Genomic DNA, 13008 nt, shown 5'->3' with positions numbered 1-13008 from the left:
AATTAAATTTAAGCTTCTCCCCTAAAAAACGAAATAATCGTTATCAATTAAAATTTATATTGATACGAAAAATTTACGTATAATTTACATTGATTATTTAAGATTTCATCAAATTTATTTCAAAAAGGGAGAAAAAATGGATACTTCAAGGCGAAATTTCTTAAAAGCATCCACCGCCACGGGCTTGCTTGCGATGACTTACGCGCCCGGTACTTTAGGCGCCGTCGGCGCCAAAGCGCTAGAAGGCGGCGATAAGACCGTTTATAGCTTTTGCGAGATGTGCTCTTCTCGCTGTCCTATCGAGGCCAAGGTCGTAGACGGCAAAACCGTCTTCATCCAAGGCAACGGCAAAGTAGGCGGCACGGCGACTTCCGTGTGCGCTAGAGGCGGCAGCGGGCACAATCAGCTCTACGATCCGCAGCGTCTTGTTAAGCCCCTCATCAGAGTAGGCGAGCGCGGCGAAAATAAATGGCGCGAGGCGAGCTGGGACGAGGCGCTTGATCTTGTGGCTAAGAAAATGCTAGAAATCAAGGAAAAATACGGTCCCGAGAGCTTCGTGTTTACGGCAAAATCGAGCCAAACGCACAAGCTAATGACGACCTTTGCCAGCGCATACGGCTCGCCTAATTGCTTCTCGCACCTGTCCTGTTGTCCCGTGACCTATCAGATGGTTTGTACGCATATGTACGGAGATGCGAAGCTAAAAAGGGACTTCGCTAACGCAAAATACGTTGTAAATTTCGGGCACAATCTCTTTGAAGGCATCGTCATCGCCGACGCTAAAAAGCTGGCTAAGATGGCTGCTAAAGAAGATACGAAGCTGCTGGTTTTAGATCCACGCTTTAGCGTCGTGGCCTCAAAAGCCGACGAGTGGCTACCGGTAAAACCCGGCACCGATCTGGCCTTCGTTTTGGCGCTCATTCACACGTGGATCAAAAACGACGCGTACGATAAAGAATTTATAGAGAAATTTACGATTGGATTTGATAAAGTCGTAGAAGCGACCAAAGACACAACTCCGCAGTGGCAAGAAAAGATCACGGGAATACCTGCAAAAACGGTTGAGCGAATCGCTGGCGAAATCTGGAAAGCGGCTCCTAAAGTCATCATAGACTTCGGTCACAACACGACTACGACTAGAGCCGAATACATCCGCACTAGAGCCATAATGACGGCAAACGCGATGATGGGTAACTGGGAGAAAAAGGGCGGAATTTTCGGCGGCAAAAAGGCTAAGCTATATAATACTTTAGCAGGCGAAGAGCTAATCCCAGAGATCACGAACCCGGACGCCGCGATAAAAGTGCCTAAAACTCCTAGGATAGACGGCGCCGGCGAGGACGGGGTAAATAAATTCGTCGGCAGGAGTCATGGCGTTTTGATGCAAATTCCGCAAGCTATACTAAGCGAAAAGCCTTATCCCGTAAAAGGCTGGTTTAGCATAAGATTTAATCACCCTATAAACGTCGCAGGTACGCAAACTACGATAGAAAGCCTTAAAAAACTTGATTTTATCGTTTGTTCGGATATTTATATGAGCGATTTTGCGATATGGGCGGACGTGATACTGCCTGAGAGCACCTATCTGGAGCGCGACGAAGGCATCGAGGATAAATCAGGACTAAAACCCGCGTATATGATAAGAAATAAGGTCGTAGATCCTATAGGCGACACCAAAAACGGCTACGATATCTTTAGAGGGCTAGCTCGCAGGATGAAGATAGACGAGCAGTACTCCGCAAATACTATGGACGAGTGGAGAATCAAACAAGTAAAAGGAAACGCCGAGCTGTTAGCGGAGCTAGTTAAAAAAGGCTACGTCACGTGGAAGGTACCGGGGATTTTGTTTAGAGAAAAAGATAGCGTAAAAGAATTTACTAAAAAATTTCCTAGCGCGGCACAGTTCGTGGGCGAAGACGGGCTGATGGAGTCGCAGGTCAAATTTAAAACCGATAGCGGCAAAATAGAGCTTTTTAGCGAAAAAGTGGAAAAACAGTTTCCCGGATACGGCTGCTTAAACGCCGAGGGCATGGACGTATTTTTCGGCGAGGAGCTTTGTCTAATGAGCGGCAAAACGCCGATACACACCAACGGCCACACGCAAAACGTCGAATTTTTAAACGACCTGATGAGTAGCGCGCCCGTCTGGATACATCCTAATACCGCGAAAAAATACGGGCTAAAAGACGGCGATAAGATAACCCTTCAAAGCAAAACCGCGAAGGAAAAGGCAAACGTGATGCTGACTGAAGGCATCAGGGAGGATACGCTTTTCGTCTATCACGGTTTTGGTCACGAAAGCGCCGGACTAAAGCGCACGAACGGCGCGGGAACTAATCAAAGCAAGCTGCTAGATCCTACCGTGATCGGCCCCGTCGCCTCTACGATGGTGCGAAACGTCGGCGTCAAGATAATAAAAGCGTAAAGGAAAAAAGATGAAAAAAGCGTATAGAATGATACATGACGAAAACCTCTGCATAGGCTGCCAAGCGTGCTCGGTGGCTTGCAGGAGCGAAAACGAAGTGCCTAGAGGCGTTTTTAGGCTCCAAGTTCATTCGCAGATAAAGGGTAAATTTCCAAATTTAAAAACCGATTTTAGTAGACACAGCTGCGTGATGTGCGAGGACGCTCCGTGCGTGACCGTTTGCCCTACGGGAGCTAGCTTTCAGACGGCTGAGGGTATCGTGCTGCTAGATCACTCTACCTGTGTATCTTGCAAATACTGCATCCTAGCCTGTCCTTACGACGCTCGCTACGTCGAGCCAAAAACCGGCGAGATAGGCAAATGTACGTTTTGCTTTGAAACTAGAGTGAGCGTAGGCGAGCAGCCTGCGTGCGTAACCGTTTGTCCGACCGATGCTTTGGCATTTGGCGATATAAACGATCCAAACAGCGAAGTAAGTAAAATTTTAAATACCAAAGCTCACTACTATCCTAAAGCCGAGCTTAAAACCAAACCCAAGCTTGCTATGATAGCTAACCGCAAAGGAGGAAGCCATGAATAATATGTGGGGAAGCGTAGCGCAATATAATGAAATTTACTGGCCGTGGCCGATAGCGGTTTATCTATTTTTGGCGGGTTTGTCCGCAGGCGCGATGATGGTTGCCTTGCTGGTTAAGTGGAACTACCACAAAAAACAAGACGGTAGCATCTGGGACGCTATGGTAAAGGCGGGCGCTCTAGTGGCTCCTATAACGATCACCGTGGGCCTTGCGCTTTTGGTGCTTGACCTTGGCAAGCCGCTTAGTTTTTACTGGATTTTGATTAAGTACAACTTCGGTTCGGTTATGTCTATCGGCGTTGCGCTACTGCTACTTTATACGCCGCTAGCTTATCTTTTTGCGGTAATTATTTTCGAAGAAGAGATAGAAAAGTATAAAATTCTAGCGATTTTACGTCCTATTTCTAGACTGATTCGCTCTTTTGCGCCTCTTTCAAAGATAGTCGAGATGGCGCTTTTCGGCCTTGCGATCGGCGTAGGCATATATACGGGCTTTTTGCTTAGCGCGATTACTAAGCTTCCGCTTTGGAACACGCCGATTTTGCCGATCTTGTTCCTAACATCAGGCTTTAGCTCAGGCGTAGCGACAAACATCCTAGTTGGACTTTTGTGCTTCAAACACCTTCTTAACGAAGACAACGTGAAGTACCTTTTGGTTATGGACTTGCGCGCCGTACTTTTTGAGATACCGCTTATCGCGATACTATTTTTGGGACTATATTTCGAGGGCGGAGCGAGTGCGGTCGCAGCTAAACAAGCTCTAAGCACCGGACAATACGCGCTAATCTTTTGGATAGGCGTCGTGGGTATCGGACTTTTGACTCCTATCACCATAGCGCTAACGGCTCTTAAAAATCACGCTTATAGAGTTGGCTACATCATAGCAAACTCTCTTGTAGTTATCTGCGGCGTCGTAATGCTAAGATACTACATCGTTTATGCGGGTCAAGTTTTCACGGGTGCGTGAAATTTAGGTTAAATTTGACCATATTGGGCTCGGTAAACTCGCCGAGCCTTTTTAAATTCAGACGATCCAAAATCATTTTTAGCTATCATCTCCCTTAAAATATTGCGATAAAATTCGGAGAATTTATGAAAATTTTACTGCTTGAAGACGACTTCGTATATCGTGAGAGCGTTAGCGAATACCTAGAAAGCCTAGGCTACGAGGTCGATGAGGCGCCAGACGGCAAGATCGCCTGCGATAAGATAGCGGCGGGCTTTTATCACCTGCTGATCCTTGACATCAAGGTCCCGCATATAAGCGGACACGAGGTGATAAAATATGCCAAAGATATCGGCTGTGAAACGCCCATAATGATAATGACCTCGCTCGTGGATATAGACGATATGGCGGTCGGATACGAGCTAGGCTGTAACGAATACCTAAAAAAGCCCTTTGAGCTAGCCGAGCTAAAATTTAGAGTAAACGAGCTAATGCGAAAATATCACGGCAGAGACGATAAAAACTTAATCGCGATCGATGAAAACTTTAGCCTAGATACCGCTAAAAAGCGGCTCAAATTTAAAGGCGAGCCGGTTGAGCTAAGTACGAGAGAATTTGCGATCATCGAGTGCTTGCTGTTTCATAAAAACAGCTTCGTAGGTATCGAAAGGCTACGCGCCGAGGTGTGGAACGACAAGGAAATCGACCCCGCCGACGTGCGCATGCATATACTAAAAATCCGTCAAAAAACGACTCCAGAGTTTATAAAATCAGCGCGCGGACTAGGCTACAAAATAGATGTTTCAAAATCTTAAAATCCCTATCTTAGCCACTTTTATCATCATGGCTTTGTTTATATTTCAAAGCTACGAGATCATAAATTTAAGCTCCAAAGACGAATACTCAAAAAATATGTTCGAGCTGCTGGAGTACGAGGGTAAAATCCGCAAAGCGCTCGATAAAAACGAGACTTTGCCTATTTCGCTTACCTATAGATACGGCGTTTTTGATCTCAAAGAAAAGCAGATCGTCTCAAATTTGGACGCGCGACCGAGCGATTTAAAATTTATCACCCGCCAAGAAAACGGCCATCTTTTTTACAAGACCTATTTTAGTGCGGACGGCGAGTTTTATTATCTCGTGCTAGCCAAAAAGCAAAACGCGGCTAGGATTTTATTCGTCACGGCTCTAACTCTAGCATTTGCACTCGTGGTCGTATTTTTCGCGCTTTATCTGTCGTTTATTAGCGGTATAAAGCCGTATAAAGACGCTAAAAAATATATGAATAACTTTTTTAACGACGCGATGCACGAGCTAAAAACGCCGCTGGGAGTCATCGGCATAAACCTCGAGATGCTGGGTCTTGATAACAAATACGTCACCCGCATGCGCTCGGCCCTAAAACAGATGCAAGTCACCTACGAGGACACCGAGTACTACATCAAGCGCGGATATATTTTATTTCCGCCGGAGATTTTAAATTTGAGCGAATTTAGCCTCGAGCGAGCGCGGTATCGCGATGGCGAAAAATATCAAAATTTACGACTTCGTCGAGCCTGATTTGCAAATTTTTATGAGCAAGATAGAGGCGGGCAGACTGATCGATAACAACCTAAGCAATGCCGTAAAATACAGCCGCGAAGGAGGAATAATAAATTTACGTCTTTTTGAAAAAAGCGGCAAAATCGTGCTCGTAGTCGAGGACGAGGGCGAAGGCATAAAAGATACGAGTAAAATTTGGAAACGCTACGTTAGAGACGAAGGCGTGCAGGGCGGCTTTGGACTAGGGCTAAATATCGTGCAAAGTATCTGCGTGAAAAACGGCGTAGAGTACGGCGTGAAAAGCGAACTGGGCAAAGGCAGCGTCTTTACCTACAAATTTTCGCCGTACTCAAAAAGCCTGCTTGACTAATCAAACCAAACGCCCAGCTTTGCTAAATTTCGCTCCTTTGAGTCGGAGTTAAAATAAATCACGAAATACCCCACGCGCTCGCCCTTTGCGTCGTTCATCGGCTGGACGGTAAAGGCGTGCGAATCCGTCTGATAAAATCCTCCGCTTTTAAATTTTATATCCTTTAGCATCGGCAAGACGTTTAAATTTGCGTAACTCTTGTTTACGAAATGAAAGCCGTCGATAATGCCCTCGTCGCTGCTGTTTTGATACGGCGAGTCGCCGCCGGCGTCGAGTAATACGAAAAGATCAAGCCCTTGCTGCGCGAAAAAGTCGCTCAAATGCTTAAAATCAAGCAGCACTTCGATACTGCCGAGCATCTTTTTATCATCAAATATCGGCGCGACCGACCTAATGAAAACTCCAGCGCGACCGACCTCGATGCCTGCGGCTACGCCGTTTTTAGCCTCGGCTAGCAAGTGGCGAAAGTTCGTTAGATCGTCGTTATACATCGGTATCCAGCTCCTAGCAAAGCTCCTCATCTCAGGCGTATGGATGTGAAATTTGGCATTTTCGTAAATCGGCACCTTGCTTAGCGTTTTGGTAAATTCGCTAAGCGTCTCTAGGCACATTTGGCGGTTATTTTGGCCCATGCACTTTTTTACGTGTTCGTTTTGCGCTAACAGCGTAGCAACCGTCATCGCGGAGAGTTTTTCTTCTTCGATATTTTTATTTAAAATTTGCGTTTGAAAGTCGAGAAATTTTTTGATATTTTCCGTCTGCGTCTGCTCGTCCCAGCGCGCCTTATAAACCGCCAAAACGCCTGCTACTACGATGATCGCGAGCGTTAGAAGTATTTTTTTATTCACGTGTTTTGCCTAGCTCGCGCGCTAAAATTTGAGAAAATTCGGCAAAATCAGGCAAATTTAGCTCGCCCTCGCGCTGTTTTTTGCCCCACATTGACTCCGGGAAAAAGCTATCGCTCTCAAACCTCGCCATCACGTGAAAATGCACTCGCGGCACGTAGTTGGCAAAGCTTGCGATGTTTATTTTTGTTGGATTATAAAATTTTCTCATTACTTTTTCGGTCGTTAAAACCGCTTCAAATACCCTTTTTTGCGTCGCTTCGTCGCAGTCTGTTAGCTCCTTAAACGGCGTTTTGGTAAAAATTTTTACCCACGGGATTTCGCTCGTCTCTCGCTCGACGAAAATCAGCTCGTCTTCAAAAATCATTTTAAGCTCCTTTTTGATAGCGATTTTAGCCAAATTTGAATTTTAATCTTTTTAAATTTATACTTCGGACATTTTGGCTTCGGCGCTTTACGGCGGTAAATTTATAAAATTTGAAAGGAAATTTGAGCTTATGAGACGTTTTATTTTACTTGCGTTTTTTGCGGCGCTGGCTTTTTGCGGCGAGCTAGCCGATTTTAGCAAGGAGTGCAAAAAGGGAAACGACGAGATTTGTAAAAGGCTCTCGCTCGCGATTAAAAACTTAGAGCTTGCCTGCGATGAAGGCGGCGAGAAAAACGCGATGTATTGTGCGGGGCTGGGGTATTTTTACGAATTTGATAAGGTATTTACAAAAGCCGTGCGATACTACGACAAGGCTTGTGAGTTGGGCGCGGATAAAGCCTGCGTGTATTTGGGGCTTCTTTATCAAAGCGGGCAGGGCACAGCGCAAGATCATAAAAAGGCAAACGAGCTTTTTGCTAAAGCTTGCGAAAAAGGCGTAGGCGAGGGGTGCGCGAGCCTAGCGTATAGCTACGGCAAGGGGCTTGGCGTCTATCCTGACGGCAAAAAAACGAACGAGTTGTTTGCTAAAGCCTGCAAGCTAGGCGAGGAAACGGCGTGCTATAATCTCGCTCTAAGCTACGCGCTAGGTGGCGGCGTAGAAAAGGACGCGGCAAAGGCGGCGCAGATGTATGCGGCCTCTTGCGAGCGCGGGCACGTGGAGTCTTGCGCCGATCTTGGGGTTTGCTATTTTAAGGGCGAGGGTGTAGAAAAAGACTACGAAAGAGCCGTTGTGCTCTTTACTAACGCTTGTTCGGGTGCTAGCGCGCTAGCCTGTGCAAATTTGGGCTTTGCCTACGAAAAAGGCATGGGCGTAGAAAAGAATAAAAACGCAGCCAAAGAACTTTACGACAGGGGCTGCAAGCTCGGGGAATTTAGCGCGTGCCAGTATCTAAAAAATTTGCGTTGAGATGAGCTGACAAATAAGCCTTGTTGCTATAAATTTTAAAATACAGCTAGCACAGAGAGATCTAGAGCTACATGCGCTGTGATGTTTGTTAAATTTTGCTTTTGAGCTAGCAGAAATGGGCGGAATAATCCGCCACAACCAATATCAAAAAGTAAAATTTAGCGCCAAAATTAAAATAGTGCGGGCGTGCAAAAGCTAAATTTAACGCCCGCGGTTAAATTTACCGCTTAAAGTCGTGAATTTCGATACTTGCGCCATATTTTTTGCAAAGCTCGCTTACTTTTTCTTTTAGTCTTTCCTCGTCATAGCAGATGAGATCGATGTATGCGTGTCTCTGTCCCGTGGCGCCGCCGATTATCTCTAAAAACGAGCCGCAGCTCTCTAGCTCCTCGTCCTCGATTTTATTTCGCAGATCAAAGCCTGCCTGCATATCGCCGCCGTTACCTATGCTAAGAAAGCAAAATTTGATACCAAGTTCGTAAGCTTCATTGTAGATGTCACGCTCGCCGTTTAGATATTGATTTACGATGTTAGTCAGGCAGGTGGTGCCTACGATCACGTCCTCGCGCACCTCGCTTCCGCGCGGCTCCATCTCGTAGCTGAAAAAATTCTTTAGTGGTTCGCGCGCGGCTTTTTCACCGAATTTCTCATCGATCAGATCGGCAAATTCGCTTAGCGGCACGCCGCTTTCCTCGGGCCCGGCCAGCACCTCAAGCTCGCCTAGCGTATTTATGATCGCCGTTTCGCCGATCATATTGTCAAGCAGGATAAAGCTAAGATTGTAGGCCTTGCCCTCGTCCTGCGCGAGCAGAGTGGCTAAATTTGCATTGTAAATTTTGATATCCACGTCGCTTTCGTTAAACTGCGCATAGATCATCGACTCCTCGGCGCTTACGCTCGTATCGTACATCTCGATCCCGCCGATACCTCTCGGCGCACGCGGCTTGCCGAGCGTGCAGAGCATTCTCTCCTCGAGCTGCTTTGGCATAGCGTTTTTGATGAAGCTTAGCCAAAATAGGCGATGCCTCATACCCTCGGGAGTTAGCACCAGATCGAGCTTATCGCCCACGAGCCCCGTCATAAAGTATGGCTCGGCAAGGCAGATGCGAAGCTTTTCGTCCGTCTTTTGCATCGCCTTTTCAAACTCTTTTGCCGCCAGATCAGCCTTGATCTCATCTATCACGCCGCTAAATTCCGCCCAAAATGTATCCACCCTGCCCGCGAACGTGCTTGGAATTTGCGCTTTTTCAGCCTTTTTACCAAAACTAAATAACCCCATATTTTCTCCTTAAATCAAATTTTACTCGCATTATAGCTAATTGGTCCGCCTCACGTGCACTGAAAGCAGCCGCCCAAAATCTCGCATTTCTCGCAAATTTGCACGTATATGACTCCCTCGCCTTGTATCATCTCGCCAAATGGGATTTGCGCTAGGTGTTTCATCGTCCCGCCGCAACTAGGGCAGGTCAGATACTCGGCGTCCTGCACCCACTGCGGATAGCCGCCCACGGTCGTATCAAGCTCGCTAAAGCAGCCGTAAAACGGCGACACTTCGCCGCCTAGCTTAAATTTCATACCGCATAGCCGCGTCATATCCTGCTGCGAAAAGTAGCTTTCGTCAAAGCCTTCGCCCTCATAGCTTAGCTCTATCTCGCCGTCTGGGCCGCGTTTGCAAAAATATCTGACCGAGCCGATGCAGGTCGGGCAACAGCGAAATATCGCGTCGTGCTTTAAATTTAAAAACGCAAGCCGCGGCTCAGTGGCCTTTAGGCGCAGCATATCAAGTATCTCGCAGCCGCAAAACTCGCACTTTTGGCCTGTAGGTTCGCCGATTTGTACGGGCTCATCCGTGTTTTGGTTTGAGTTTAAATTTGCGCTTTGGCTCGCGCGCTTGCCATCTTTTATGCGCACCGCGGTAAGACATTTATCAAAAACGAGCGATTTTCGCTCGCCCGTCTCGTCAAACGCCCAGCCGCCGATTTTTGCGTAAAATTCGGTACCCACGTAGAGTTTTTTGCGCCACGGCCACGGGTTTTTATACAGCTCGTAAAAAAGCTCAGCCGTCTGCTCGCCGCCCTGCCAGGCAAGCGCGCAAAGTAGGTGGTTTAGCACGTTTTTGGAGTTGTCCTCTAGCGAGTTTAGTTTTGTTATGAGTGCGTCTTTTACGTCGTCCGGCGCGCCGAAGTAGAGCTCTGGCGGATAGTAAATTTCCTTTGCCGCCGCAGCTCGCGCGATCCTTGGATCGTGGATGCTCAGCAGGCTAAAAAGCGCCCAAAAATCATTGCAAATCTCATTCCATTTTTCGATCTCATCGATTCGCTCCGCGATTTTTAGGATCATCGCTTCTACTTCGTCCGCGCTTAGGTTTAAAATTTCATCCCGCCTCTGCTTTTGGCGGCACGAGTGGCAGATGCCGTCGAAATAGATCGTATTTTCGCCGCATTTTGGGCATAGATGAGCGCTCATTTTTGCTCCTTTTGGTTAAATTTCGTCAAATTTTATCAAATTTCGCCGCATTTGGCGAGCAAGCGCGCTTTAAATTTGACTTCGTTTGCCTGTGCCAAATTTATCTATATCCGTAAATTTTTAGCCCGCTTTCGTCTATTTCGTAGTCAAATTTACCCGCCTTTGTTATGGCGTCTAGCACCGTTTCAAGCGGATTTGGGATAAATTTAGAGGCGAGCTTTTCGGTTCTGTTCATACGCGTTTGCTCGTAAAATTTAGGCATGAAAATCTAGCGCAGATTTTTAAATAAAATAACTCCGTTGGCGCAGTCAAAATACCCGTCCTGTAAACACCCAAAGCCGCAGACGAGCGCGATCTCCTCGTCGCTTGATAGCAGCTTTACGCGTATACCCTTGCACTCCGAGGCATCTAAAATTTCGCAGAGCTTAAGCCATTTTGCATCGTTCATCAGCGACGCGAGGCGGCGCACTTTTTTATCAACTCTTTTTTGATAAATTTCGTATTTTTCGTTTAAATTTTGCATGATACTCCGGGGTGCCGATAAATTTGTATTTAAATCGAGAATAAAGTTTGAGAGAAATTCAGGCGAGTGGCTTCTAGCCTAAATTTACAGATTAGGATTAAAAGCGAAATTTAGCGTCATCCGTCAAATTTCGCCTATTAATTTACTCTACAGTTACGCTTTTAGCGAGATTTCGCGGCATATCTACGTCGTTGCCCAGCCTCACGGCGATTTCCAGCGCAAAAAGCTGCAAGATAATCATCATCTCGAAAAACTCGCTCATCGGGTGAGCTTGCTTGCTCGTTTTGATAAAATCGTCGCTAAGCTCGAACTCCTCGGGGCTAATCGCAAGTATGTAGGCGTCGCGAGCGGCTAGCTCCTCGACGTTGCTTTTGGTTTTGTCGTAAAGGACGGTTTGCGGCATCAGCGCGATCGTAAATAGCCTCTCGTCGGCAAGCGCGATAGGACCGTGCTTCATCTCGCCCGCAGGGTAGCCCTCGGCGTGCAGATAGGAGATCTCTTTGAGCTTTAGCGCGCCCTCGAGCGCAAGCGGATAAAATATATCGCGCCCGATAAAAAAGAATCCGTGGCCGTGCAAATAGTGCTTGGCTAGGCGGCGGATGCGCTCTTGCGGCTCTTTGCTGATGTTTAAAATTTGCGGAACGTGCAGGAGTGCTGCGATCTCGTTTTTTAGCTCTTCTTTGCTTATGGAGGCTTTAGCTTGCGCGATTTGCAGCGCTAGCATCCACAGCGTTACTACTTGCGTGGCGAAGGCTTTGGTGCTGGCTACGCCCTTTTCGATGCCCGCGCGAGTTAGCAGGGTGTCGTCCGCTAGGCGCACGATCGAGGAGTTATCGACGTTGCAGATAGCTAGCGTCTTTAGCCCCGCTTGCTTGGCGATTTTTAGCGCCTCTAGGGTATCGGCGGTTTCGCCGCTTTGCGAGATGACGATAAAAAGAGCGTTTTTGTTTAGTTTCGGGCGTCTATAGCGAAATTCGCTCGCGATCTCGACCTTGGCTCTCGTGTCTGCTAGCCTCTCAAAAAGATAGCTAGCGGTAAGGGCTGCGTGGTAGCTCGTGCCGCATGCGCAAATCACGATATCGTCGATATTTCGTAGATACTCGTCGGTTAAATTTTCAAGCCCTACCGCATCCTCTTTGACGCGTCCCATTAGAGTTTCTGAGACTACCGCGCTTTGTTCGTAGATCTCTTTTTCCATGAAAAAGCGGTAGCCTTCTTTTTGCGCGTAGCTTTTATCCGCAGGCAGCGCGGCAAAGCTCGGGCTTAGTTTTTTTGCGTCTTTAAAAACCGCGATCTCGTCAATGCTAACAAATCCGTAGCTTTTGTCGTCAAGGTAGCATACCTCTTTGGCTAGGCCGATCAGCGGGGCGTCAGAGGAGGCGAAAAATACCTCTTTGCCCTCGCTTTTGCCGATGGCTAGCGGCGCGGCGTCCTTAGCGAAAAATATTTTCCCAGGAGCCGTTTTGGTGATAAGCAGCGTCGCGTATGCACCGTGTAGGCGCGCGACCGTGGCTTCGTATGCCTTAAAAGGTTCGCCGATAGCTTTTAAATTTTCTTCAAAAAGATGCACGATGACTTCGGTATCGGTTTGGCTAAGGAAGCTAACGCCCTTTGCCTCGAGCTCCTCTTTTAGCTCTTTGTAGTTTTCGATGATGCCGTTATGAACGACGAAAGAGTGCTCGCCTAGATGCGGGTGGGCGTTGATCTCGGTAGGTTTGCCGTGCGTAGCCCAGCGCGTGTGTCCGATCGCGACGCCTTCGCCGCTAGAGCTAAAGCCCTCTGATTTTTTGGCTAAATTTTCAAGCTTGCCGGTGGCTTTAAAAAAGGCGATCTCCTGCGTGCATTTGTCGCAACCGCCATCCAGGCTCATCACCGCCATGCCTGCGCTATCGTAGCCGCGGTACTCAAGCTCTTTTAATCCGTTTAAAATAAACTCCCTTTTTTCTCTATTGCCGACGTAACCGACGATTCCGCACATGT

Annotated in this window: 14 protein-coding genes; 7 read left to right on the top strand and 7 right to left on the bottom strand. The window is 47.3% G+C overall.

Annotated elements, in window-relative coordinates; genetic code table 11:
- Positions 1 to 136: 136 nt before the first annotated feature.
- The 6 genes from phsA (at position 137) to CSHOW_RS10450 (ending at position 5860) form a co-directional block, all read left to right on the top strand.
- On the top strand, positions 137 to 2425 hold the full coding sequence (phsA, locus tag CSHOW_RS06990) for a thiosulfate reductase PhsA (protein WP_171992815.1): 2289 nt from the start codon (positions 137 to 139) through the stop codon (positions 2423 to 2425).
- Positions 2426 to 2435: 10 nt separating this feature from the next.
- Positions 2436 to 3005 carry a 4Fe-4S dicluster domain-containing protein gene (locus tag CSHOW_RS06985; RefSeq protein WP_004321540.1) on the top strand — a complete coding sequence of 190 codons (570 nt, stop codon included), beginning with the start codon at positions 2436 to 2438 and terminating at the stop codon, positions 3003 to 3005.
- A complete protein-coding gene (gene nrfD, locus CSHOW_RS06980) occupies positions 2998 to 3969 on the top strand; it encodes an NrfD/PsrC family molybdoenzyme membrane anchor subunit (protein WP_004321539.1) in 972 nt (323 codons plus the stop codon). The genes CSHOW_RS06985 and nrfD overlap by 8 nt, the downstream gene beginning before the upstream one ends.
- Before the next feature lie 125 nt (positions 3970 to 4094).
- Positions 4095 to 4763: a response regulator transcription factor gene (locus CSHOW_RS06975; protein WP_004321537.1), complete on the top strand. Its 669-nt coding sequence runs from the start codon at positions 4095 to 4097 to the stop codon at positions 4761 to 4763.
- Entirely contained in the window at positions 4747 to 5508 is a 762-nt protein-coding gene (locus CSHOW_RS06970; protein WP_004321535.1) for a histidine kinase dimerization/phospho-acceptor domain-containing protein, read from the top strand. The genes CSHOW_RS06975 and CSHOW_RS06970 overlap by 17 nt, the downstream gene beginning before the upstream one ends.
- Entirely contained in the window at positions 5468 to 5860 is a 393-nt protein-coding gene (locus CSHOW_RS10450) for an ATP-binding protein (RefSeq protein WP_004321533.1), read from the top strand. The genes CSHOW_RS06970 and CSHOW_RS10450 overlap by 41 nt, the downstream gene beginning before the upstream one ends.
- Here CSHOW_RS10450 and CSHOW_RS06965 read toward each other — a convergent pair.
- A complete protein-coding gene (locus CSHOW_RS06965) occupies positions 5857 to 6708 on the bottom strand; it encodes a cache domain-containing protein (protein ID WP_004321531.1) in 852 nt (283 codons plus the stop codon). The genes CSHOW_RS10450 and CSHOW_RS06965 overlap by 4 nt on opposite strands.
- A complete protein-coding gene (locus tag CSHOW_RS06960; RefSeq protein ID WP_039895326.1) occupies positions 6701 to 7072 on the bottom strand; it encodes an HIT family protein in 372 nt (123 codons plus the stop codon). Before CSHOW_RS06960 ends, CSHOW_RS06965 begins: the two co-directional genes overlap by 8 nt.
- A gap of 130 nt (positions 7073 to 7202) precedes the next feature.
- Here CSHOW_RS06960 and CSHOW_RS06955 point away from each other — a divergent pair, with 130 nt between their 5' ends.
- Complete coding sequence (locus CSHOW_RS06955) at positions 7203 to 8039, top strand: tetratricopeptide repeat protein (protein WP_232502008.1); 837 nt, start codon at positions 7203 to 7205, stop codon at positions 8037 to 8039.
- A 220-nt stretch (positions 8040 to 8259) separates the two neighbouring features.
- On the opposite strand, the gene CSHOW_RS06950 is transcribed toward CSHOW_RS06955, so the two are convergent.
- The 5 genes from CSHOW_RS06950 to glmS all read right to left on the bottom strand — a co-directional run bounded on the left by CSHOW_RS06950 (position 8260) and on the right by glmS (position 13006).
- Positions 8260 to 9318, bottom strand: a complete 1059-nt coding sequence (locus CSHOW_RS06950) for a hypothetical protein (RefSeq protein WP_002948871.1) — start codon at positions 9316 to 9318, stop codon at positions 8260 to 8262.
- Positions 9319 to 9368: 50 nt separating this feature from the next.
- Positions 9369 to 10505 carry a hypothetical protein gene (locus tag CSHOW_RS06945; RefSeq protein ID WP_002948867.1) on the bottom strand — a complete coding sequence of 379 codons (1137 nt, stop codon included), beginning with the start codon at positions 10503 to 10505 and terminating at the stop codon, positions 9369 to 9371.
- A gap of 100 nt (positions 10506 to 10605) precedes the next feature.
- Positions 10606 to 10740, bottom strand: coding sequence for a hypothetical protein (locus CSHOW_RS10555; protein ID WP_257792036.1), 135 nt, complete (start codon positions 10738 to 10740; stop codon positions 10606 to 10608).
- A gap of 33 nt (positions 10741 to 10773) precedes the next feature.
- Positions 10774 to 11028: a hypothetical protein gene (locus CSHOW_RS10445; protein WP_002948861.1), complete on the bottom strand. Its 255-nt coding sequence runs from the start codon at positions 11026 to 11028 to the stop codon at positions 10774 to 10776.
- A 142-nt stretch (positions 11029 to 11170) separates the two neighbouring features.
- Positions 11171 to 13006: a glutamine--fructose-6-phosphate transaminase (isomerizing) gene (gene glmS, locus CSHOW_RS06935; RefSeq protein ID WP_002948859.1), complete on the bottom strand. Its 1836-nt coding sequence runs from the start codon at positions 13004 to 13006 to the stop codon at positions 11171 to 11173.
- Between the last annotated feature and the right edge of the window lie 2 nt (positions 13007 to 13008).

The sequence above is a fragment of the Campylobacter showae genome, from assembly GCF_004803815.1.
GTDB classification, from domain to species: domain Bacteria; phylum Campylobacterota; class Campylobacteria; order Campylobacterales; family Campylobacteraceae; genus Campylobacter_A; species Campylobacter_A showae.
Note: the sequence above shows the minus strand (reverse complement) of the source record. Positions and strands in the feature narration are given on the sequence as shown.